This window comes from Streptomyces sp. JHA26 (genome assembly GCF_002005565.1).
In the GTDB taxonomy this organism is placed as follows: domain Bacteria; phylum Actinomycetota; class Actinomycetes; order Streptomycetales; family Streptomycetaceae; genus Streptomyces.
In genome coordinates, this window is the sequence record NZ_BDJC01000022.1 from 1 (window position 1) to 21,041 (window position 21,041).

21 protein-coding genes are annotated in these 21,041 nt (G+C 72.9%); 10 read left to right on the forward strand and 11 right to left on the reverse strand.

The annotated features are described in order from the left end of the window. The first annotated feature begins 201 nt into the window (after nt 1–201). Nucleotides 202–867, forward strand: coding sequence for a hypothetical protein (locus JHAT_RS15515; RefSeq protein WP_253195503.1), 666 nt, complete (start codon nt 202–204; stop codon nt 865–867). Between the two features lie 239 nt (nt 868–1,106). Here JHAT_RS15515 and JHAT_RS15525 read toward each other — a convergent pair whose 3' ends face one another. Continuing rightward, nucleotides 1,107–2,045: a helix-turn-helix domain-containing protein gene (locus tag JHAT_RS15525; RefSeq protein WP_077798765.1), complete on the reverse strand. Its 939-nt coding sequence runs from the start codon at nt 2,043–2,045 to the stop codon at nt 1,107–1,109. 101 nt (nt 2,046–2,146) lie between these two features. Between JHAT_RS15525 and JHAT_RS15530 the strand changes: the two genes are divergently transcribed. Together JHAT_RS15530 and JHAT_RS15535 are read left to right on the forward strand one after the other, a co-directional pair. Further along, nucleotides 2,147–3,577: an MFS transporter gene (locus JHAT_RS15530; protein ID WP_077798766.1), complete on the forward strand. Its 1,431-nt coding sequence runs from the start codon at nt 2,147–2,149 to the stop codon at nt 3,575–3,577. Between the two features lie 76 nt (nt 3,578–3,653). Continuing rightward, the gene (locus JHAT_RS15535; protein ID WP_077798843.1) at nt 3,654–4,814 is read left to right on the forward strand and encodes a serine hydrolase; all 1,161 of its coding nucleotides are present in this window, start codon (nt 3,654–3,656) and stop codon (nt 4,812–4,814) included. Nucleotides 4,815–4,977: 163 nt separating this feature from the next. Here JHAT_RS15535 and JHAT_RS15540 read toward each other — a convergent pair whose 3' ends face one another. Further along, a complete protein-coding gene (locus JHAT_RS15540; protein ID WP_077798767.1) occupies nt 4,978–6,360 on the reverse strand; it encodes a glycine--tRNA ligase in 1,383 nt (460 codons plus the stop codon). 150 nt (nt 6,361–6,510) lie between these two features. On the opposite strand from JHAT_RS15540, the gene JHAT_RS15545 reads away from it, so the two are divergent. From JHAT_RS15545 to JHAT_RS15560, 4 genes are read left to right on the forward strand one after another with little or no spacing between them, the layout of a single operon-like run. Beyond that, nucleotides 6,511–7,491 (forward strand): zinc ABC transporter substrate-binding protein, encoded by a 981-nt coding sequence (locus JHAT_RS15545; protein ID WP_077798768.1) that lies wholly within the window; start codon nt 6,511–6,513, stop codon nt 7,489–7,491. A gap of 47 nt (nt 7,492–7,538) precedes the next feature. After that, nucleotides 7,539–8,306, forward strand: a complete 768-nt coding sequence (locus tag JHAT_RS15550) for a metal ABC transporter ATP-binding protein (RefSeq protein WP_077798844.1) — start codon at nt 7,539–7,541, stop codon at nt 8,304–8,306. Beyond that, nucleotides 8,306–9,208 (forward strand): metal ABC transporter permease, encoded by a 903-nt coding sequence (locus JHAT_RS15555; RefSeq protein ID WP_077798769.1) that lies wholly within the window; start codon nt 8,306–8,308, stop codon nt 9,206–9,208. The genes JHAT_RS15550 and JHAT_RS15555 overlap by 1 nt, the downstream gene beginning before the upstream one ends. 58 nt (nt 9,209–9,266) lie before the next feature. Continuing rightward, nucleotides 9,267–9,686, forward strand: coding sequence for a Fur family transcriptional regulator (locus JHAT_RS15560; RefSeq protein WP_077798770.1), 420 nt, complete (start codon nt 9,267–9,269; stop codon nt 9,684–9,686). Between the two features lie 51 nt (nt 9,687–9,737). Here the strand turns inward: JHAT_RS15560 and JHAT_RS15565 are convergent, their stop codons facing one another. The 4 genes from JHAT_RS15565 to JHAT_RS35295 are packed head-to-tail and all read right to left on the reverse strand — an operon-like array spanning nt 9,738 to nt 11,807. Continuing rightward, nucleotides 9,738–10,574, reverse strand: coding sequence for an isoprenyl transferase (locus JHAT_RS15565; protein ID WP_077798771.1), 837 nt, complete (start codon nt 10,572–10,574; stop codon nt 9,738–9,740). 42 nt (nt 10,575–10,616) lie between these two features. Then, a complete protein-coding gene (gene recO, locus JHAT_RS15570) occupies nt 10,617–11,366 on the reverse strand; it encodes a DNA repair protein RecO (RefSeq protein WP_077798845.1) in 750 nt (249 codons plus the stop codon). A gap of 22 nt (nt 11,367–11,388) precedes the next feature. Beyond that, nucleotides 11,389–11,604, reverse strand: a complete 216-nt coding sequence (locus tag JHAT_RS15575) for a hypothetical protein (RefSeq protein WP_077798772.1) — start codon at nt 11,602–11,604, stop codon at nt 11,389–11,391. Then, entirely contained in the window at nt 11,601–11,807 is a 207-nt protein-coding gene (locus JHAT_RS35295; RefSeq protein WP_077798773.1) for a hypothetical protein, read from the reverse strand. Before JHAT_RS35295 ends, JHAT_RS15575 begins: the two co-directional genes overlap by 4 nt. A gap of 116 nt (nt 11,808–11,923) precedes the next feature. Between JHAT_RS35295 and JHAT_RS15585 the strand changes: the two genes are divergently transcribed. The 3 genes from JHAT_RS15585 to JHAT_RS15595 all read left to right on the forward strand — a co-directional run bounded on the left by JHAT_RS15585 (nt 11,924) and on the right by JHAT_RS15595 (nt 14,486). Continuing rightward, nucleotides 11,924–12,754 carry a helix-turn-helix transcriptional regulator gene (locus tag JHAT_RS15585; RefSeq protein WP_077798846.1) on the forward strand — a complete coding sequence of 277 codons (831 nt, stop codon included), beginning with the start codon at nt 11,924–11,926 and terminating at the stop codon, nt 12,752–12,754. After that, nucleotides 12,736–12,930 (forward strand): DUF397 domain-containing protein, encoded by a 195-nt coding sequence (locus JHAT_RS15590; RefSeq protein WP_077798774.1) that lies wholly within the window; start codon nt 12,736–12,738, stop codon nt 12,928–12,930. The genes JHAT_RS15585 and JHAT_RS15590 overlap by 19 nt, the downstream gene beginning before the upstream one ends. A 65-nt stretch (nt 12,931–12,995) precedes the next feature. Further along, complete coding sequence (locus JHAT_RS15595; protein WP_077798775.1) at nt 12,996–14,486, forward strand: alpha/beta hydrolase; 1,491 nt, start codon at nt 12,996–12,998, stop codon at nt 14,484–14,486. A gap of 90 nt (nt 14,487–14,576) precedes the next feature. Here JHAT_RS15595 and JHAT_RS15600 read toward each other — a convergent pair whose 3' ends face one another. The 5 genes from JHAT_RS15600 to JHAT_RS15620 form a co-directional block, all read right to left on the reverse strand. Beyond that, a complete protein-coding gene (locus tag JHAT_RS15600) occupies nt 14,577–15,245 on the reverse strand; it encodes a response regulator transcription factor (RefSeq protein ID WP_077798776.1) in 669 nt (222 codons plus the stop codon). After that, the gene (locus JHAT_RS15605) at nt 15,242–16,501 is read right to left on the reverse strand and encodes a sensor histidine kinase (RefSeq protein WP_171990906.1); all 1,260 of its coding nucleotides are present in this window, start codon (nt 16,499–16,501) and stop codon (nt 15,242–15,244) included. The genes JHAT_RS15600 and JHAT_RS15605 overlap by 4 nt, the downstream gene beginning before the upstream one ends. 67 nt (nt 16,502–16,568) lie before the next feature. Continuing rightward, nucleotides 16,569–18,647, reverse strand: coding sequence for an MMPL family transporter (locus JHAT_RS15610; RefSeq protein ID WP_077798778.1), 2,079 nt, complete (start codon nt 18,645–18,647; stop codon nt 16,569–16,571). A 147-nt stretch (nt 18,648–18,794) separates the two neighbouring features. Continuing rightward, nucleotides 18,795–19,988: a hypothetical protein gene (locus tag JHAT_RS15615; protein WP_077798779.1), complete on the reverse strand. Its 1,194-nt coding sequence runs from the start codon at nt 19,986–19,988 to the stop codon at nt 18,795–18,797. A 75-nt stretch (nt 19,989–20,063) separates the two neighbouring features. Beyond that, the gene (locus JHAT_RS15620) at nt 20,064–21,041 is read right to left on the reverse strand and encodes an SCO2521 family protein (RefSeq protein ID WP_077798780.1); all 978 of its coding nucleotides are present in this window, start codon (nt 21,039–21,041) and stop codon (nt 20,064–20,066) included.

Here is a 21,041-nt window from a genome sequence, read left to right on the forward strand (position 1 = left end):
GCGGCGGGGGCGGCGCCGCGCGCGACCAGCCGGGGTCCGGCCAGTGCGATCCCGGTGACGGCGCTTCGGGAACGCGTCAGAAGTCCACCGGCCATCGCTGCCTCTCAGCCCGTCTTCCGCGTGCGCGACGCGGACGCAGTCCCCCGGCTCCCACTCCCCGCCGAGCCGGCGGACCGACCGCCGGCGGCACCCTTCGCGGAGGTGTTCTTCGCGGCGGTCTTCTTCGCCCCGGCGGCGGTCTTCTTCGCCCCGGCGGCGGTCTTCTTCGCCCCGGCGGCCTTCGCGGCGGCGGTCTTCCGCGCAGCGGTCCCCGTCGCGGCGGTCCCCGTCGCGGTGGCCTTCTGCGCGGCGGCCCTGGTCGCGGTGGTCTTGCGCGCGGCGGTCCCCGTCGGGGTGGCCTTCGCCGTGACGGCCTTCGCAGCGGCGGACCTGCGCGCGGCGGTCCCGGACGCGGTGCCCTTCTGCGCGGCGGTCCTCGTGGCGGCCGACCTGGTCCCGGTCGTCCCCGCCGCGGCCGACGTGCTGCGCGCCGTCCTCGTCGCGACCGTCTTCGCCGCGGCCGTCTTCGCCGCCGCCGACCTCGCCGCCGCCGACCTGCTCGCGGCCCTCTTCGCCACGGCGCTCTTCCCGGTGTCGCCGGTCTCCGCGGCCGCGCTCCTGGTCGTGGTCCTCCTCGCGGCGTTCCGCTTCGCCGCCGTCGTGGCCGTCGGCGCGCTCCCGTCGGCGGTCGTCGCCCGTGCCGCCCCCGTCTCCTCCCGCGGGGACTGCTGGGGGCGCGGCCGCGTCAGCCACGCCACCGCCGCTCCGGTGAGCGCCACCGGCCACTCCACCAGACCGGCGACGCCCAGCACCCCGGCCCCGGTGTAGACGACCATGCGCCGACCGCGCGGTGACACGGCCCCGATCCTGCCCAGCGCCCCTTCGGCCACCCGGCCGACCGTCCCGGCGCCCGGCACCTTCCGCAGCACCGAGGCGGCCGCGTGCAACGGTCCCGGCAACGTCTGCGCCGACTTCTGCTCAGCCATGACTGTCCTCGCCCTGTGCGAACCGACGAAACCCTGGAACATCACCTTCCGCACATCTCCGGGTTCCCGCACCTCGGGCGGTCATCCCGGCGACGTCGCCCCGCGCGCCAGGGCGATCGCGTGCAGCCTCTCCAGCCGTTCCCGGGAGGTCTCGTCGGCCGGGACGTACGTCACCATGCGGGGCCCGGCCTCCGGCCCCAGCCACAGGTCGGTGTGGTCGACGCTGACGAGGCCCACGTACCGGTTGAGGAACTCCTTGCGCTTGCTGCGGTGGGCGACCACCTCGTACCGGTCCCAGGCCTCCAGGAACTCGGCGGACTCCGCCCGCAGCCGCTTCAGCAGCATCTTCCAGGCGGGCTCGGCGAGGTGACCGGCCATCGTGGTGCGGAACCGGGCGGCCATCAGCCGCTGGGCCTCCTCCAGGTGGACGATGGACGACCGCCACTCGTCGTGGGTGAAGGACAGGATCATGCAGTTGCGGTCCTCGGGCGGCACCGCGTCCAGGTCGCACAGCAGCAGCCCGTAGGTGCGGTTGTGGGCGAGGATGTCGTACCGGCTGTTCTGCACGCACGCCGGGTACGGCTCGAACTGCTCCAGCAGGGCGCGCACCGCCGGTGAGATCGACGGGCAGACCGTCGCGGGCGTCGGGTCGACGGCACCGGCCAGCCGGAAGAGGTGGGCGCGCTCGGTCGGGTCGAGCAGCAGCGCGCGGGCGAGGGCGTCGAGGACCTGCACGGAGACCTGGATGTCACGGGCCTGCTCGAGCCAGGTGTACCAGGTGACGCCGACGGCCGAGAGCTGGGCGACCTCCTCGCGGCGCAGCCCCGGTGTGCGGCGCCGGCGGCCGCGGGGCAGCCCGACCTGCTCGGGGGCGATGCGTTCGCGGCGGCTGCGCAGGAAGGCGGCGAGTTCGTGCCGCCGGACCCGCGACTCCGCCTCCGGGGGCCGCAGTTCCCGGTCCGTCTCCGGGGCGGCCGTCCGGCTCGCCGCCCCCGTGCTCTCCTGGGCCGTCGTCGTCATGTCTCCAGGGTGCCGCCGACCGCATCCTGTTGCCAGGTGTTTCTTCTACCAGGACAAGGAGACTCTGGTACCAGTCTGGAGGGCGCAGCAGTCTCGGTTGCGTGACCGAAACCATCACTTCACGTCCCGTCCGTCCGGCGGCCTCGGCGCCACCCGCGCTCAGCGGCCCCGGCCTGTTCACGGTGCTGCTGGCCGCGGCACTGCCCCTCGTCGACTTCTTCATCGTCAACGTCGCCCTGCCCTCCATCGGCACCGACCTCTCCGCGGGCGAGTCGGTCCTCGAACTCGTCGTCGCCGGGTACGGGGTGGCGTACGCCGTCCTGCTCGTCCTCGGCGGCCGGCTCGGCGACCTGTTCGGCCGGCGGCGGCTGTTCCTGGGCGGCATGGCCGCCTTCGGCCTGACCTCGCTGGCGTGCGGTCTGGCGCCGGACGCCTGGTCGCTGGTGGCGGCGCGGGTGGCGCAGGGCGCCTCGGCGGCCGCGATGCTGCCGCAGGTGCTGGCCACCATCCAGGCGACCACCTCCGGTCCCCGGCGGGCCAGGGCCATGAGCCTGTACGGGGCCACGGCCGGCCTGTCGATGGTGGCCGGCCAGATCCTGGGCGGCGTCCTGGTGGCCGCCGACATCGCGGGCACCGGCTGGCGTTCCGTCTTCCTGGTGAACGTGCCGGTCGTCCTGGTGGGCCTGCTGTTGGCCGCCCGCTCGGTCCCGGAGACCCGTTCGGCGCGTCCGGAGCCGGTGGACGGCCCCGGCACGGTCCTGCTGGCCGTCTCGCTCCTGACCCTGCTGGTCCCGCTCACCGAGGGCCGGGCGGCGGGCTGGCCGCTGTGGACGTGGCTGTCGCTGGCGGCGTTCCCGTTCGCGGCGGCGGCGTTCCACGCGGTGGAGCGCCGGGCGGACCGCGCGGGCCGCACGCCGCTGGTGCCGCCGAGCCTGTTCGCGATCGTCTCGCTGCGGCGCGGGCTGCTGCTGATCGTGCCGTTCTCGATCGGCTTCAGCGGTTTCATGTTCGTCATCGCGGTCGCGCTCCAGCAGGGCGCGGGCCTGGGCCCGGTGGCGGCGGGGACGGCCCTGGTGCCGCTGGCGGCGGTGTTCTTCCTCGTCTCCCTCGCCGGTCCCCGGCTGGTCGCCCGGTACGGCACCCGGGTGGTGCCGGCGGGCGCCGTGCTCCAGGGCGTGGGCCTGGCCCTGATGACGCTGGCCGCCTGGCGTTCCTGGCCGGACCTCGGCCTGGTCGAGCTGATGCCGGGCGCGGCGGTCGCCGGGGCCGGGCAGGCGCTCCAGCTCCCCGTGGTCTTCCGGATCGTCCTGTCGGAGGTTCCGCCCGCCCGTGCGGGGGTCGGCAGCGGCGTCATGATGACGACGCAGCAGTCGTCGCTGGCACTGGGGGTGGCCGCCCTGGGCACGCTGTTCCTGTCCCTGGTGCCGGGCCTGGGCATGCGGGACGCGCTGGTGACGACGCTGCTGGTCCAGTTGGCGACGGTGGTGCTGACGGGGTTGCTGAGCCTGCGCCTGCCGCGGACGATCGGCTGAGGCGGCCGGACGCCGATGAGTTCGGGACACGACCGGAGTCGTCACCGTGAACCGCGACGAACCGGAGGGCCCGCCCATGAACGACACGAGCGCACTGCGCACCACCCTGCGACGGTACGTGGACGACGGCACGGTGCCGGGCGCCGTGGCCCTGGTGGCCCGCGGTGACGACGTGGAGGTGGCGGCCGTCGGCCACGTGGACGCCGACGGCACCGCCCCCATGGCGCGGGACATCCTGTTCCGGATCGCCTCGCTGACCAAGCCGGTCGTCGCGGCGGCGGTCCTGGCGCTGGTGGAGGACGGCCTGTTGCGGCTGGACGACCCGGTGGACGCGTGGCTGCCCGAACTGGCGGATCCGGTGGTGGTGCGCACCCCGTCCGCCGCCGTGGACGACGTGGTCCCCGCGGCCCGTCCGATCACGGTCGAGGACCTGCTCGTCTTCCGGGCGGGCTGGGGCTTCCCGTCGGACTTCTCGCTGCCGGCGGCGCAGGCGCTGTCCGCCCTGCCGGGGCACCCCCTGCGCCCCGCGGAGGTGCCGGAGCCCGGGACCTGGCTGGCGGCCCTGGCGAAGGTGCCGCTGCTCCACCAGCCCGGGGAGGCCTGGCTGTACAACACCTGCTCCGACCTGCAGGGGGTGCTGATCGCCCGGGTCACGGGACGTCCGCTGCCCGAGTTCCTGGCGGAGCGGCTGTTCGAGCCGCTGGGCATGGTGGACACGGCGTTCGAGGTGCCGGCCGCGAAGCGGGACCGCTTCACCACGTTCTACCGGCCCGCCCCTTCCGGTGACGGGACCCTGGAGGTGTCGGACACGCCCGACGGCCAGTGGGGTTCCCTCCCGGTCTTCCCGTCCGGGGCCGGCGGACTGGTCTCGACGGCGGACGACCTGCTGGCCTTCGCCCGCATGCTGCTCGCCGGCGGTACGGCGAACGGCCGCACGGTCCTCTCCCCCGCCTCGGTCCGCGCCATGACCACCGACCACCTCACCGCCGCCCAGCGCGAGGCCGCCCGCCTGTTCCTGGAGGGCCAGGGCTGGGGGTACGGCGGCCAGGTCGACGTGGACCGGACGGAGCCGTGGAACGTGCCGGGCCGCTACGGCTGGGTGGGCGGCAGCGGCACCTCGGCCCACCTGGTCCCCGCCACCGGGACGACGGCGGTCCTGCTCACCCAGGTGGCCATGACGGGCCCGGCCTCGACACCGCTGATGCGCGCCTTCTGGCGGCACGCGGCCGGCGCCTGACGCCCGACGCCCGGCGGCGCGGCACCTGCGACGACGCCGGCGGACGGACCGACGGCCCGCGGAACGCCGAACGCCCGCTCCTCCCCGAACGGGTCGGGGAGGAGCGGGCGCGGGTCCCGGGGTCCGGGGGCGGGGCCCCCGGCACCTCATCGGAGACGGACGATCAGCAGCCGACGAGCCTCGAGGCGAGGTACCCCTCGATCTGGTCCAGCGACACCCGCTCCTGCTTCATGGTGTCCCGCTCGCGCACGGTCACCGCGTTGTCCTCGAGCGTGTCGAAGTCGACGGTGACGCAGAACGGCGTACCGATCTCGTCCTGGCGGCGGTAACGGCGCCCGATCGCACCGGCGTCGTCGAACTCGATGTTCCAGTTCTGCCGCAGCGCCTGGGCGAGGCCCTTGGCCTTGGGCGACAGCTCCGGGTTGCGGGAGAGCGGCAGGACGGCGACCTTCACCGGCGCGAGGCGCGGGTCGAGGCGCAGCACGGTCCGCTTCTCCATCTTGCCCTTGGCGTTGGGCGCCTCGTCCTCGACGAAGGCGTCGAGGAGGAAGGCGAGCATCGCCCGGCCGACACCGGCCGCCGGCTCGATGACGTACGGCGTCCAGCGCTCGCCGGCCTCCTGGTCGAAGTAGGACAGGTCCTGGCCGGACGCCTTGGCGTGCGCGCCGAGGTCGTAGTCGGTGCGGTTGGCGACGCCCTCCAGCTCGCCCCACTCGCTGCCGCCGAACTGGAAGCGGTACTCGATGTCGGCGGTGCGCTTGGAGTAGTGGGAGAGCTTCTCCTTCGGGTGCTCGTACCAGCGCATGTTCTCTTCACGCATGCCGAGGCCGGTGTACCAGTTCCAGCGCTGCTCCATCCAGTACTCCTGCCACTTCTCGTCCTCGCCCGGCTTGACGAAGAACTCCATCTCCATCTGCTCGAACTCGCGGGTGCGGAAGATGAAGTTGCCGGGCGTGATCTCGTTGCGGAAGGACTTGCCCATCTGGGCGATGCCGAACGGCGGCTTGCGGCGCGAGGTGGTCTGCACCTGGGCGAAGTTGGTGAAGATGCCCTGCGCGGTCTCGGGCCGCAGGTAGGCGACGGAGCCGCTGTCCTGGGTCGGGCCGAGGTGGGTGGAGAGCAGGCCGGAGAACTGCTTGGGCTCGGTGAAGGTGCCCTTGTTGCCGCAGTTGGGGCAGTTGAGGTCGGCGAGGCCGTTCTCGGGGGCGTGGCCCTTCTTCTCCTCGTACGCCTCCTCCAGGTGGTCCGCGCGGAACCGCTTGTGGCAGGAAGTGCACTCGGTCAGCGGGTCCGTGAAGGTGGCGACGTGACCGGAGGCGACCCAGACCTCGGGGGCCAGGATCACGGACGAGTCGATACCGACGACGTCCTCGCGCGAGGTGACCATGTAGCGCCACCACTGGCGCTTCAGGTTCTCCTTGAGCTCGACACCCAGCGGACCGTAGTCCCAGGCGGCACGCTGACCGCCGTAGATCTCACTGCAGGGGAATACGAAGCCACGGCGCTTGCTCAGGCTGACGATGGTGTCGATCTTGTCGGCGGCCACGGTGCTCTCTTCATTACGACGACGGGCGACGAAGCGAGATGCTTCCAGAGAATTGCCTCAGGTTACCGGCGCGGGACGCCCCCCGGCCAAATCGGGGGCCGTTCGGGGGCTTGTTGACAACGGTTTCCACATTCGTTGAAAATGACTGTCATGAACGCACGACGACGCCGCATATCCGGCATAGCGGTCACCACGGTCACCGCACTCGGTCTCGGGACCCTTTCGGCCTGCTCCACCGACATCGCGGCGGGCAACACGGACGCGTTCGACGTCGTCGCCTCGTTCTACCCGATGGCCTTCCTCGCCGAGCAGATCGGCGGGGACCACGTGAACGTCACCAGCCTCACCGCCCCCGGCCAGGAGCCGCACGACCTCGAGGTCAGCACCAAGCAGCGGGCCCAGCTGGAGGAGTCGGACGCGGCGCTCTACCTCAAGGGCCTGCAGCCCGCCGTCGACGAGGCCATCACCCAGTCCGGGATCGAGACGAAGATCGACGCGGCCTCCCTGACCTCCCTGGAGGAGCACGGCGACGAGGTCGGCGGCCACACGGACGGGCACGACCACGCCGCCGAGGAGGACGGGCACGGCCACGACCACGGCGAAGAGGGTGGCAAGGACCCCCACGTCTGGCTCGACCCGGTCAAGTACGCCGAGGTCGCCAAGGGCGTCGGCAAGGCCTTCGAGAAGGCCGACCCCGACCACGCCGCCGACTACAAGAAGAACACCGAGGCCCTGGTCAAGAGGCTCGGCGACCTGAACACGGCGTTCGAGACCGGCCTGAAGGACACGAGGACCAAGGTCTTCGTCACCACGCACGCCGCCTTCGGCTACCTCGCCGAGCGCTACGGCCTCACCGAGGAGGCCATCAGCGGCCTCGACCCCGAGTCCGAGCCCAGCGCCGCCCGGATCAAGGACCTCCAGAGGACGGCCGCCGCCGACGGCGTCTCCACCGTCTTCTACGAGACGCTCGTCAGCGACGAGACCGCGAAGACCCTCGCCAAGGACGCGAACCTGAGGACGGACGTCCTCGACCCGGTCGAGGGCATCACCGACGCGTCCCGCGGCGACGACTACTTCCAGGTCATGGAGGCCAACCTGAAGGCCCTGCAGACGGCCCTGGGCGCCGAGTGACCGCCCGGACCGAACAGACCGAACAGACCGACCAACCGGAGGGTGGCATGACCGAGCCCGTCATCGCACTGCGCGGCGTCCGCGCCGACCTCGGTTCGCGCCCCGTCCTGCGCGGCATCGACCTCACCGTGCGCCGCGGCGAGGTCGTCGCCCTGCTCGGCGCGAACGGCTCGGGCAAGTCCACGGCCGTGCGCACGATCATCGGCCAGGTGCCGCCCGTCGCCGGGGAGATCGAGCTGTTCGGCACCCCGCGACGCCGGTTCCGCGCCTGGGCACGCGTGGGCTACGTCCCGCAGCGCACCACGGCCGCGGGCGGCGTGCCCGCCACCGTGACCGAGGTCGTCTCCTCCGGCCGCCTCTCCCGCGCCCGCTTCGGCGTCCTGCGCAAGGCCGACCACGAGGCGGTGCGCCGGGCCCTCGACCTCGTCGGCATGGCCGACCGGGCCAAGGACTCGGTGAACGCCCTCTCCGGCGGCCAGCACCAGCGCGTCCTGATCGCCCGCGCGCTCGCCTCCGAGCCCGAGCTGCTGATCATGGACGAGCCGATGGCGGGCGTCGATCTGGCCAGCCAGGAGGTCCTGGCCGCCACGCTGCGCGAGCAGGTCGCCGCCGGCACCACCGTCCTGCTCGTCCTGCACGAACTGGGCCCCCTGGAGCCCCTGATCGACCGGGCCGTCGTCCTGCGCGACGGCTGCGTCCTGCACGACGGACCGCCCCCGAAGGCCGTCGGCCAGCACGCCCTGCCCGGCCACGACCACGTACACCCGCACGCACCCGCGGGCGCCGAACCGATCCGCACGGGACTGCTGAGCTGATGGAACTCCTGAACTACGCCTTCATGCAACGGGCGCTGCTGGCGGCCGTCCTGGTCGGCATCACCGCCCCCGCCGTCGGCGTCTACCTCGTCCAGCGCCGCCAGGCCCTCATGGGCGACGGCATCGGCCACGTGGCCATGACCGGCGTCGGCCTCGGCTTCCTGCTCTCCTGGTCCCCGGTGTGGATGGCGACCCTGGTCTCCGTCCTCGGCGCCGTCCTCATGGAGCTGATCCGCTGGTACGGCCGCACCCGCGGCGACATCGCCCTCGCCATGCTCTTCTACGGCGGCATGGCCGGCGGCGTGATGTTCATCAACCTCGCGCCGGGCGGCTCCAACGCCAACCTCACCTCGTACCTCTTCGGTTCGCTGTCGACGGTCTCCGAGTCCGACGTGACCGCGATCTGCGTGCTGGCCGCCTTCGTCGTGCTGGTCACCCTCGGCCTGCGCCGCCAGCTGTTCGCGGTCAGCCAGGACGAGGAGTTCGCCCGGGTCACCGGCCTGCCGGTGCGCGCGCTGAACCTGCTGACCGCCGTCACGGCCGCGGTCACGGTGACGGTCGCGATGCGTGTCGTCGGCCTGCTGCTGGTGTCCGCGCTGATGGTGGTCCCGGTGGCCGCCGCCCAGCAGCTCAGCCGCAGCTTCGCCGCGACCTTCGCGATCGCCGTCGCGATCGGCGTGACCGTGACGATCGGCGGCACGGTCACGTCCTACTACCAGGACGTGCCGCCCGGCGCGACGATCGTGCTGCTGACCATCGCCGCGTTCATCGCGCTGACCGCGCTGGCCACACCGCTGGCCCGGCGACGCGCGCGGGCCGCCGCCCTCGCCCGGTCCGCCGCGGATCCCGCAGAGTGCAGGATTCCGGCCTCCCGGGGAGCCGGTGACGAAATCGGCGCCTGACCACTGACAGCCCGGGCTGGCACAATGGCCCCGGCAGTGCAGACATGAGGAGGCCCCCGTGACGACCGCTGGACCGCCCGTGAAGGGCCGCGCCACCCGGCAGCGGGCCGCCGTGGCGGCGGCTCTCCAGGAGGTCGAGGAGTTCCGCAGCGCGCAGGAGCTCCACGACATGCTCAAGCACAAGGGCGACTCGGTGGGGCTCACCACGGTCTACCGCACCCTGCAGTCCCTCGCCGACGCCGGCGAGGTCGACGTCCTGCGCACCGCGGAGGGCGAGTCCGTCTACCGACGCTGCTCCAGCGACGACCACCACCACCACCTGGTGTGCCGGGTCTGCGGCAAGGCGGTCGAGGTCGAGGGCCCCGCGGTGGAGAAGTGGGCGGAGGCCATCGCCGCCGAGCACGGCTACGTCAACGTGGCGCACACGGTGGAGATCTTCGGCACCTGCGCGGACTGCGCGAGTGCCTCCGGCGGCTGAGCCGCCGAGGGCCCGGGGCTTCGGCCCCGGGCCTTTTCCGGCCCGACGGCCTCAGCCCTCCGTGCTCCTGCCCTCCATGGCGAGCAGCTCCTCGTTCGGGATGGCGCCGCCGAAGCGGCGGTCCCGGGAGGCGAACTCCAGGCACGCCCGCCACAGGTCGCGCCGGTCGAAGTCCGGCCACAACACGTCCTGGAAGACCATCTCGGCGTACGCGCTCTGCCAGATCAGGTAGTTCGACGTCCGCTGCTCCCCGCTCGGCCGCAGGAACAGGTCCACGTCCGGCATGTCCGGGTAGTACAGGTACTTCGCGAGCGTCTTCTCGTTCACCTTCGACGGGTCGAGCTTGCCGGCCCGCACGTCCTCGGCGATGGCCTGCGCCGCGTCCGCGATCTCCGCGCGTCCGCCGTAGTTCATGCAGAAGTACAGCGTCAGCCGGTCGTTGTCCTTGGTCTGCTCCTGCGCGACCTGGAGCTCCTTGGCCACCGACTTCCACAGCTTGGGCATCCGCCCCGCCCAGCGCACCCGCACCCCCAGCTCGTCGAGGGTGTCGCGGGACTTGCGGATGAAGTCGCGGTTGAAGTTCATCAGGAAGCGCACCTCCTCCGGCGAGCGCTTCCAGTTCTCGGTGGAGAAGGCGTACAGGGAGATGTTCCCGACGCCGATCTCGATCGCGCCCTGCAGGACGTCCATGACCTGCTCGGCGCCGACCTTGTGCCCCTCGGTGCGCGGCAGCCCGCGCTCCTTGGCCCAGCGCCCGTTGCCGTCCATGACGATCGCCACATGCTCCGGCACCAGCTCACCGAGCTTCGGGGGCCGCGCGCCGGACGGGTGCGGCTCCGGCGTCCTGTACTCCCGGCGCTGACGCCCCAGGAAACCGCGTACGGCCATGTGTCTCTCGTCTCCTCGTGCTCTACCTGTGTCCAGGACTGTCTAGGACTTCTCGACGTACCGCAGGGAACGCAGGCCGCGCTCCAGGTGCCAGTGCAGGTACGCGGACACCAGCCCGCTCCCCTCCCGGACGTACCGCGACTCGCACGCGTCCGCGGTCCCCCAGTCTCCCGTGAGCAGCGCACCGAGCAGTTCCAGGGCCTGCGGCGAGGGTACGACGCTGCCGGGCACCCGGCAGTCGGCGCAGACGGAGCCGCCCGAACCGACCGAGAAGAACCGGTTCGGTCCCGGCATGCCGCACTTCGCGCAGTCGCCGAAGGTCGGCGCGTAGCCGTTCACGGCGAGGGAGCGCAGCAGGAACGCGTCGAGGACGAGGTTCGGCGCGTGCTCGCCCCGGGCGAGGGTCCGCAGCGCGCCGACCAGCAGCAGGTACTGCTGCACGGCCGGCTCGCCCTCGTGGTCCGTGAACCGCTCCGCGGTCTCCAGCATGGCCGTCCCGGCGGTGTACCGGCCGTAGTCGGTGACGATCGCGCCGCCGTACGGCGCGATGGTCTCACTCTGCGTGCACAGCGGCAGCCCGCGCCCGACCAGCTCGCTGCCCTTCGAGAAGAACTGCACGTCCACGTGCGAGAACGGCTCCAGCCGCGCCCCGAACTTCGACTTCGTGCGGCGGACCCCGCGCGCCACGGCGCGTACGCGTCCGTGACCGCGCGTGAGCAAGGTGATGATCCGGTCCGCCTCACCCAGCTTCTGGGTGCGCAGCACGATGCCGTCGTCGCGGAACAGACTCATGGAGTCCATTCTCCCGCATGCCTCAGGGCACCTCGCCCCGGCTTCTGGCGTTGGTGTACGCCGTCGCCGCGCTGAGCCGCTCGGCCGGGGTGGCGTGGCGCACGTCACCCGGTTCGGCGTCCCACTCCCGGCCCCCGCCGTACGGCCGCATCTGGACGTACGGGCCCTCGTGCCCCATGACGATGCCGACCCGGCCGGTGCGGGTGTCGACGGCGTAGGACCCGACCGGCGGCATCATCGCAGCACCGCCGCGAGCCGGCGCGCGGTCTCCACGGAACACCGCCCCAATTCGATGAGCGGACAAGGCGCCTCCCGCGCAAGACTCACCGGGTCGATCCCGAGGGACGGCAGAGCAATTCCGGCCTTCTCGAGTGCTGCGCGCAATTCTTTCACCGCGTCCTCCGCTTCTTCGGCGCAGTGCGCCGAGTGTGTTGGCTCCACCGTGCTCCCCTCACCTTTCCTCTTTCACGCTTCGTCCTCCCAGAATGCCCGCCCACCTCTACACTTGGCAGGAGCCTGTGCACTACAAGTGCAGGTCAGCGCAGGGGGGTTTGGTTATGGCCAATGGTTCGCGGCAGGCCGCCTGGGAGTTCTTCGGCACGGAACTCAAGCGACGCCGGGAGGACGCCGGGATCACCCAAGTGGAGCTGGGCGCACGGGTATTTGTGTCCGGCGGTTACATCGGCCAGTTCGAACAGGCGATTCGCAAACCGCAGTTGGACGTGGCCCAGCGGATCGACGCGGTACTGCAAACCGACGGTATTTTCGAGCGCCTGTGCCGGAAGCTGATCGACGACCCGCGGTATGCGGATTATTTCGCGGCGGTGGCGGAGCTGGAGCGGACGGCTGTGGCCATCCTCGACTTCGAGCCGTCCGTCGTCCCGGGGCTCCTTCAAACACCGGACTACGCGAGAGCACTCACCCTGGCCACCCATCCGTTCGCGACCGACGAGTACGTCGACGACCGAGTCACCGCCCGTGTGGAGCGGTCACGGATTCTGGACGACGCTACAAGGCCGGAGTATTGGGTGGTCGTGCATGAAGCCGTGCTCCGCGTCGCCGTCGGCGGCCCCGAGGTGACGGCGCAGGCCCTGGATCACCTGGCTGCGCTGGCCCGTCAGCGAAAGGTGCTGCTCCAGGTGTTCCCGTTCTCGGCGGGAGCGCCCGCCAACAACGGCTCACTGCGGCTCATGGAGTTCGAGGACGCGCCGCCCACCGCCTATACAGAGACGTCGTTCTCAGGAAGCCTCCTGGACGATCCGGCGGTGGTGAAGCGGGCACGCCGAGCCTACGATCTGCTCAGGGGCGCCGCGCTGTCGCCGGAGGCGTCCCTCGCCCTGGTCCGATCGGCGGCTGAGGACTTCAGACGATGCGTGAGTACGACCTGAGCGGCGCCCGCTGGCGCAGGAGCACCTACAGCAACGGCGACGGCGGCAACTGCGTCGAGGTCGCCGACGGAGTCCCCGGTGTCGTCCCCGTCCGGGACAGCAAGGTGGCCGACGGTCCCGTGGTCCTCGTCGGGCCGGTCGCCTGGGGGGCGTTCGTCAGGGGTCTGGTGGGGTAATCCCCAAGACGTTTCAGGTCGTTGCCCGGATGGGGTGGGCCCCGGTGTTCCGCGAGGCTCGTCGCATGACGCAGCGCAAGCACACCATCCGCAACGCCGCCGTCGTCGGCGTCTCCACCGCCCTGCTGGCCGTCACCTCGCCCGTCACCGCCTCCGTGGCCGCGAGCCCGTCCGAGGGTCTCGACTGGACCACCTGCCAGGGCTCCGGCATCGACCCCCGTCAGCAGTGCGCCACCCTCGACGTGCCGATGGACTACGCCGATCCCGACGGTCCCCGCATCGAGATGGCCGTCTCCCGCATCCCCGCCGAGAAGCCGGACGCCCGGCGCGGGGTCCTGCTCCTGATCCCCGGCGGGCCGGGCGGGTCGAGCCTCAACGGCCCGTCGGGGAAGGGGCAGAAGCTTCCCCAGGAGGTCCGCGACACCCACGACCTCATCGGGTTCGCGCCGCGCGGCCTCGCGCCGTCCACGTCCGTCGACTGCGGGCTGGAGTACCGTGACCTCGCCACCTCCAAGCTCCGGCCCTGGCCCGCTCCGGACGGCTCGATCGACGCGAACCTCGACACCGCCCGGCGCATGGCCGACGCATGCGCCCGCAACGGCGGTGAGCTGATCAAGCACCTCAGCACCGCCGACGAGGCCCGCGACATCGACCGCCTCCGCGCCGCGCTCGGCGAGCGGAGGATCTCCGCGTGGGGAGTGTCGTACGGGACGTACGTCGGAGCGGTGTACGCACAGTTGTTCCCGCACCGCACCGACCGGATCGTGCTGGACAGCAACGACGATCCCGATCCCGGCCGCGTCAACCGCACCTGGCTCGCGGCTCACGAACGGGGAGTCGAGGACACCTTCCCGCACTTCGCCGCGTGGGCGTCGGAGCCCGGCAACCCCGACCGGGTGGCGGAGCGGGCCGCCGACGTACGGCCGCTGTTCCTGCGGCTCGCCGCCCGGCTCGACCGCGAGCCGATCCCGTGGCCCGGGGTCAACCCCGAGGAGCTGAACGGCAACGTGCTGCGGCAGACGATGCTGGACAGCTTCGCCGCCCCCAGCCGCTACCCGACGCTCGCCCGGCTGATGCGGGCCGCGGCCGAGGGCACCGTGCCGCCCGCACCCCAGGCGCCGCCCGAGGCCGTGCTGCAGAACGTCACCGCCGTGGGGTCCGGAGTGCTCTGCAACGACGTGGCCTGGCCCAAGGACGGGGCGGCATACGAGAAGGACGTCGCCGTGAGCCGCGCCAAGTACCCGCTCACCGCCGGGATGCCCCGCAACGCGATGCTCTGCGCGGCCTGGCCGTACCCGCCGCGTGAGGCGCCGGTGCGGATCACCGACCGCGGGCCGTCCAACGTGCTGCTCGTGCAGAACGAGCGGGACGTCAACACCCCGCTCGCCGGCGCCCTGCGGCTGCGCGAGGCGCTCGGCCGGCGCGCCGTCATGGTGACCGTGGACTCCACCGGCCACGACGCCTATCTCGCCAACGGCAACGCCTGCGGAGACGCCACGGTCTCCCGCTTCCTGGCGACGGGCCGGCGGCCGGCCTCCGACGTGCACTGCCGCTAGCAGGTCCGGGCGCAGCGGCGGGCCGGCCAGGGTGTGGACGGCCGTCGGTCCACGGCACCGTGACTTGGGTAGGCCGCCGGGCGTCGAAAGTCAGCCGGTGCCCGGCGTCACCAGGCCCGACTCGTAGGCCACGACGACCAGTTGGGCCCGGTCCCTCGCTCCGAGCTTGCCCATGATGCGGCTGACGTGGGTCTTCGCGGTGAGCGGGCTCAAACCCAGGGTCTCGGCGATCTCGGTGTTGGTGAGGCCCCGGGCGACCAGGGTGAGGACCTGGCGTTCCCGGTCCGTCAGGCAGTCGGGGCCCGGTCCGGGCGCGTCGGGGAGCGCCGGGCTGCGCAGGAAGCGCTCGATCAGGCGGGCCGTCGGGCCGGGTGAGAGGAGGGCGTCGCCCGCGGTCACCGTGCGGATGGCGTCCAGGAGGTCGGCGGGTCTCGTGTCCTTGACCAGGAAGCCGGAGGCACCCGCGCGCAGCGCCTCGACGATGTTCTCGTCGGTGTCGTAGGTGGTGAGGACCAGCACCTTCACGCCTGCCAGGTCCTCGTCGGCGGCGATCAGGCGGGTCGCCTCGATGCCGTCCAGGTCGGGCATGCGTACGTCCATGACGACGAGGTCGGCGCGTTCGCTGCGGGCCAGTTCCACGGCCTCGCGGCCGGTGCCGGCCTCGCCGACGACCTCCATGTCGGGGGCCGACGCCACCAGCAGGGCGAACGCCGCACGGACCAGGTTCTGGTCGTCCGCCAGCAGTACGCGTATCGTCATCCGGCTCGCTCCGGGGTCAGGGTCGTTCGGGGGGTGGCGGGGGTCGGCAGGACGGCCGTCACCTCGAAGCCGTCGGCGTTCCGGCGCGGTCCGGCGTCGAGTGTGCCACCCACGCTGCGGGCCCGCTCGCGCATGCCGACGAGGCCGAAGCCGGGGGTGCCCGCCGGGTCGGGTCCGGTGCCGTCGTCGGTGACGGACAGGCGCAGGGCGCCCGGCTCGGCCCGCACCTCGACGCGGACGGACGGCTCGGGTCCCGCGTGGCGTACGGCGTTGGTCAGCGCCTCCTGCGTGATGCGGTAGACGGCGGCGCCGACCGCGGGCGGGACGTCGTCGGCCTGCACCGACAGGTCCACGGCCGCTCCGGCGAGCCGGGCGCTCTCCGCCAGGTCGGGCAGGCCCCGCAGGCCGGGCAGCGGACCGCGGGCCTCAGGGACGCCGGCGGGGTCCTGGGCCCGCAGGACCTCCAGGGTGGTGCGCAGTTCGCCGCGCGCGGAGCGGCAGGTCTCGGCGATGTCGTCGAGGGCCTTGGCGACGGCCGCGCGGTCCAGGCGCTCGGGGTCGGCGGTCAGGACGTGCGCGGCGACCGAGGTCTGCACGCCGATCAGGGTGATGCTGTGCGCCAGCAGGTCGTGCAGGTCCCGGGCGACGCGCAGGCGTTCCTCGGCGACACGCCGCCGGGCCTCCTCCTCGCGGGTGCGTTCGGCGCGTTCGGCGCGCTCCACGATGGAGGCGACGTACTGGCGGTAGTAGCGGACGTCGATGCCGCAGAAGAGGATGGCGACGATCCAGCCGGAGATGCGGATCAGTTCGAGGGCCTGGTGGGTGTCGACGGTGAGCATGATGCTCACGGACACGGTGAGGACCGCGATGCCGGTGACGACGGTGCGCAGGGGGCGGCCGGTGACGGCGAGCGTGTAGAGCGCCACGTAGGAGGCGGGGCCCGCCGCGCTGTGGTTGTTGTCCAGCGCGTGGTACGGCACGACCAGTGCCATCAACGCCGCGAGGACCAGCAGCGGGTGGCGTCGCCGCCACACGATCGGGACGTGCGCGGCGACCAGCAGCGTCCAGCCCAGGGCGTCCGGGCGACGGCCGTCCTCGGTGAACAGCGCCAGGCAGACGGCGGCCAGGAGGAGGACCCCCGCGAGCACGGCGTCGTTGCGGGTGCCGTGCGGGGCGGTGCGCGGGTCGCGGTTGATCGCGGCGATGATCCGCTCGGCCGGACGGGGACGGGACGCTTCCCGGGTGGTTGCCTGCACGCGTCCATCCTCCGCGACGGGCGCGCCCCTCCGGGAGGGGAGGGACGCGTTCCGCCGACCCGGCGCCTCAGACACCGAGGGGCTCCCGCACCTCGTCGGGCGCGGGCCGGCCGGGCTCGCGGGACAGCCGTCCCGGCCACCACACCCGGCGCCGCAGGGCGACGCTCGCGCTGGTGACCAGGTAGGTGCGGACCAGGAAGGTGTCGAGCAGGACGCCGACCGCGATGACGAAGCCCAGCTCGACCAGCTGGACCAGCGGCATGTTGACGAGCACGGCGAAGGTGGCCGCGAGGACCAGACCGGCCGAGGCGATGACGCCACCGGTGGCGCGCAGCGCGGCCAGGGCCGCCCGGGTGGGTTCGGCTCCCTTCAGGGCCTCCTCGCGCATCCGGTGCATCAGGAAGATGCCGTAGTCGACGCCGAGGGCGACCAGGAAGACGAAGGAGAGCAGGCCGAGCCCGGGGTCGGTGCCCTCGAAGCCGAAGAGGGGGCCGAAGACGAGCCCGCCGACGCCGAGGGCCGCGCCCCACACGGCGACGACGGCGGCGACCAGGATCAGCGGCGCGACCAACGAGCGCAGCAGCACCGTGAGGATCAGCAGCACCGACAGCAGCACGATCGGTACGACGATGGCGGTGTCCCGGGCGTTGGTGTCCTCCAGGTCGATCTGCTCGGCGCTGGGGCCGCCGACGTAGGAGCCGTCGAGTGTGTCGCGCAGGGCTTCGACGGTGGCGGTCTCGGCGGCCGACTGGGGCGGGGCGGAGGCCAGGACGGTCAGCTCCGTCCACCCGCCGCCGCTGCGGCCGGCCTCGGCGCTCTCGACGCCCTCGGTGGCGCGGATTGCGGTGAGCGCGGCCTCGGCGCGGTCGGTGGGGGCGATGACGCTGATCGGCTGGCTGCCGCGCTCCGGGTAGGCGTCGGCGAGGGTCTCCATCGCGGCGATCGCGTCGGGGCGGGTGGTGAAGGTGTCCTCCTGTTTGAGGTTGCCGGGCAGGGCGAACGCGCCGAGCGCGAGCGCGCCGAGCAGGACGGCGCCGCCCACCAGGACGGTGCGGGGCCGGCGTTCGGCGGAGCCGCCCATCGCGGCGAACAGCGACCTGCGGGCCTTGGGGCTGCTGCCGTAGCGGGGCACGAGCGGCCAGAAGACGCGGCGGCCGAGCAGGACGAGGAGCGCGGGCAGCAGGGTCAGCATGGCGGCCAGCGCGCACAGCACGCCGACGGTGCCGAGGGGGCCCATGCCGCGGCTGGAGTTGAGGTCGGCGGCGAGCAGGCACAGCAGTCCGGCGGCGACGGTGCCGGAGGAGGCGAGCACGGCGGGGCCGCAGCCGCGCAGGGCGGCGAGCATCGCGTCGTACGGCCGCTCGATACGGCGCAGTTCCTCGCGGTAGCGGGAGACCAGCAGCAGCGCGTAGTCGGTGCCGACACCGAAGACGAGGATGGTCATGATGCCGCTGGACTGGCCGGAGACGGCGGTGCCGAAGGTCTGGTTGAGGCCGTAGGCGACGCCCATGGAGAGGTAGTCGGCGAGTCCGGCGACGGCGAGCGGGACGAGCCAGAGGAAGGGGCTGCGGTAGATGAGGATCAGGAGGAGGGCGACGACCCCGGCGGTGGTGTAGAGCAGGGGGCCGTCGAGGGAGTCGTAGACCTCGGAGGCGTCGGTGGCGAGCGCGCCGGAGCCGCCGACCTTCACGCTGAGCCCGTCGCCGCCCCGGGCGATGTCCCGTACGTCGTTGACGAGCGCGTCGCGGGCCTTCTCGTCGGTGCCGGGCTCGGTGGAGGCGACCGGGTACATGAGGGTGGTGCCGTCCTGGGACGGGATGCCCGTCGGGCGGGCGGTGAGTTCGTGCGCGGCGGCGATCTCGGCAACCTGCCGGGCGGCGGTGGTGCGGTCGGCGGCGGTCAGTCCGGCGTCGCGGTGGTAGACGAGGACCATCTCGGTGGTCTCGCCGCCCGGCAACTGCTCCTGGATCTTGGCGACCTGCGTCGAGTCGGCGCTGGCCGGCAGGTAGTCGACGGCCCGGTCGCGCTGCACGTCGCCGAGTTTCGCCGCGAACGGCGCGGCGATCGCCAGTACGGCGATCCACAGTCCGAGCACCAGCCACGGCACGGCCCGCCGCCGCCCCGCGCCTGTCTTCTTGGCCCCCATCTGTCGGGCTCCCCTCCGGTGGGTGTCTGGGTCGGTCTCCAGACTCCCGGCGGCGGGGCGCGGGCGCGTCGGACGTGAGGGCGAGCACCGCGCTACTGCCCGGGGAGACGCGGGGCCCGCGTTACTCCCCGGGGAGTACGGCGGCGGTCAGGCCCGGTCGACCATCCAGTTGCCGTCCTCCTCGGCGTCGACCCGCACCTCCAGCTCGCGCAGGCTCATGCTCCCCTCCCAGAGCTCCTTGAAGCGCTTCATCCGGTCCCGTACGTGTTCCTGACGGGCGATGAGCCGTGTCCTGACGTTGACGTCGCGCAGGTCCTGCTCGATCTCGAAGGACACCTCCTCGTCGAAGACGATGAAGTCGTTGGTGGTGCCGCGCTGGAGGTGCGGGGGCAGTTCGGGAAGGACCGCCGCGCGTACCTCGATGTGCCGCAGTTCCTGCTCCTCGCACAGCCGCAGCAGCCGGTCGTCGAGCTCCCGCGCGCTCTCCAGCAGGAACAGCCGGCGCACCGACACGCCGTGTTCGTCGACCGCGTCCTGCTGGGCCTCCAGGTAGCGGCTGGCGGGCTCGCTGTTCCAGAACTCGCGGTCGACGGAGGTGCTGGTGGCGCAGATGGACTGCTCGGCGGCCCGGGTGAGGGCGAGCATCCAGTCGTGGTTCTCGCCCGGGCACTCCGCGGTCAGGTTGGTGAGGTCCGCCATGTAGCCGACGACCCGCGTCATCTCCAGGCGGACGAAGGTGTAGAGGATCGAGGGGCCGGGGGCGAGGACCTCGGCGAAGCTCTTGGCCAGTTCGGGCACGCCCTCGATGCGGGCGCGGTCGAGCGGGGGGTAGGGCTGCTCGGCGCCGTGGCCCGCCTGGACGAGGTGGTTCTCGACGAGCTGCTTCACGTCCTCGGTGTGCCGGACCAGGCCGGTCCGCAGCTCGTCGTCGTACTGGTTCAGGCCGTCGCGCACGGCGGCGGCGTGCTCGGCCAGTGCGGTCTCCACGCGGCGGGTGTGTTCCTCCACCCGCCGGGTGTGCTCCTCCACCAGCAGGTCACGGGTGTGCGGGTCCCTCGCGCGCGGGTCCTCGGTGGGCCGGCCCAGGCCGTGGACGTACTGGACGAGCACCGCGGCGGCGGCGCACAGGGCGGCGGTCGCTAACTGCCGCAGCGGGCCGCTGTCCGGGCTCAGCAGTGCGGTGACGCTCCAGGCCAGGGCGCCGAGGACCAGGCCGGTCAGCAGGCGGCGCGGCCACGGGGACTCCCCCGTCAGGACCGCGGGGCCGGGGACCGCCGGGCCGTCCGTGCGGCCGGGTGCGACGGCCGGGTCGTCGGGCTGGGGTGACTGTGCCGTGCTCATCTCGCTTCTCCCCCCGTTGGGATACGCGTCGGATCGGGGTGCTGCGGGGATGTGCGTGGGAGGTCGTGCCGTCGCTCAGGACGCCGGCTCCACCTCCCGGTGGGCCGAGGGGATCGCGTGCAGCGTCAGCTGGTCGCGGATGCGCTGCACCAGCGTTCGCCACTGGCGGGTGAAGCCGGGCCGCTCCTCCAGCGGGTCCCACAGCGCGGCCAGCTCCTGGGGCACCCGGGCACGCGGCATCCACAGGTGCAGCAGGTGGTGGACGGCGGGGCGCAGGGCCTCGACGACGGCGAGGCCGTGTTCCGGGCCGCCGCCCAGGCGGATGCCGTCGAGCATGCGGACCAGGGTGGTGAGCAGCCAGTCGTGCAGGGCGAGGTCGTCGCACAGGGCGGCGAGGTCGGCGCCGGCGGTGTCCTCGGGCACCCGGAGCAGGACGGTGCGCAGTTCGTCCTCGGCGAGCGTGAACCGTTCGATCGACGGGCCCTCGCCCGGCGGGGCGGGCAGGGCCGCCCAGCGCAGCCGGGTGGGGCGGGACCGCAGGGGCGGCCGGTGGTCGAGGAGGGGGTGGCGCAGCAGCCGGGTGAGCAGCCCGTCGGCGATCAGTCCGGCGTCGAGGTCGCCGTGCCGCCCGCCGCCGAGCACGCCCTGCGCGACCGCCTCGCGGGGCAGCCGGCCGAGCGGTTCGACCACGCCGGGCCGCACCAGGTAGTGGCCCCAGGGCCGGCGCTGGTCGGGTCCGGCGGCGGGGACGCGGAAGTGGGCGGAGACCTGCAGGACGCGGCCCTCGGTGAGCGCGGCCCGCGCGACGACCGTGCCGACCGCGCGGACCCGGGCGCCGTTGGCGCTGGGCAGGGGGCAGTCGACGCCGGTGAGGGTGTCGGGGGAACGCGCGTAGAGGTTGGGGCGTTCGGAGAGCAGGACGCGTTCGTCGGCGCGCAGGCCCAGGAGCTGGGCGGCGGCGCGGATGTCGAGGGCCTGCCGGGTGGGCAGCAGGCAGGTGCGGACCTCTCCGCAGGCGAGCACGGAGTCCGGCGCGTTCTCCCGCGGCGCCAT

What these genes read in the sequence shown, in the direction of transcription:
- JHAT_RS15525 (WP_077798765.1), bottom strand. Translation starts at nt 2,045, where the DNA reads ATGACGACGACGGCCCAGGAGAGCACGGGGGCGGCGAGCCGGACGGCC.
- JHAT_RS15535 (WP_077798843.1), top strand. Translation starts at nt 3,654, where the DNA reads ATGAACGACACGAGCGCACTGCGCACCACCCTGCGACGGTACGTGGAC.
- JHAT_RS15545 (WP_077798768.1), top strand. Translation starts at nt 6,511, where the DNA reads ATGAACGCACGACGACGCCGCATATCCGGCATAGCGGTCACCACGGTC.
- JHAT_RS15550 (WP_077798844.1), top strand. Translation starts at nt 7,539, where the DNA reads ATGACCGAGCCCGTCATCGCACTGCGCGGCGTCCGCGCCGACCTCGGT.
- JHAT_RS15555 (WP_077798769.1), top strand. Translation starts at nt 8,306, where the DNA reads ATGGAACTCCTGAACTACGCCTTCATGCAACGGGCGCTGCTGGCGGCC.
- JHAT_RS15565 (WP_077798771.1), bottom strand. Translation starts at nt 10,574, where the DNA reads ATGGCCGTACGCGGTTTCCTGGGGCGTCAGCGCCGGGAGTACAGGACG.
- recO (WP_077798845.1), bottom strand. Translation starts at nt 11,366, where the DNA reads ATGAGTCTGTTCCGCGACGACGGCATCGTGCTGCGCACCCAGAAGCTG.
- JHAT_RS15575 (WP_077798772.1), bottom strand. Translation starts at nt 11,604, where the DNA reads ATGATGCCGCCGGTCGGGTCCTACGCCGTCGACACCCGCACCGGCCGG.
- JHAT_RS15585 (WP_077798846.1), top strand. Translation starts at nt 11,924, where the DNA reads ATGGCCAATGGTTCGCGGCAGGCCGCCTGGGAGTTCTTCGGCACGGAA.
- JHAT_RS15590 (WP_077798774.1), top strand. Translation starts at nt 12,736, where the DNA reads ATGCGTGAGTACGACCTGAGCGGCGCCCGCTGGCGCAGGAGCACCTAC.
- JHAT_RS15595 (WP_077798775.1), top strand. Translation starts at nt 12,996, where the DNA reads ATGACGCAGCGCAAGCACACCATCCGCAACGCCGCCGTCGTCGGCGTC.
- JHAT_RS15600 (WP_077798776.1), bottom strand. Translation starts at nt 15,245, where the DNA reads ATGACGATACGCGTACTGCTGGCGGACGACCAGAACCTGGTCCGTGCG.
- JHAT_RS15610 (WP_077798778.1), bottom strand. Translation starts at nt 18,647, where the DNA reads ATGGGGGCCAAGAAGACAGGCGCGGGGCGGCGGCGGGCCGTGCCGTGG.
- JHAT_RS15615 (WP_077798779.1), bottom strand. Translation starts at nt 19,988, where the DNA reads ATGAGCACGGCACAGTCACCCCAGCCCGACGACCCGGCCGTCGCACCC.
- JHAT_RS15620 (WP_077798780.1), bottom strand. Translation starts at nt 21,041, where the DNA reads ATGGCGCCGCGGGAGAACGCGCCGGACTCCGTGCTCGCCTGCGGAGAG.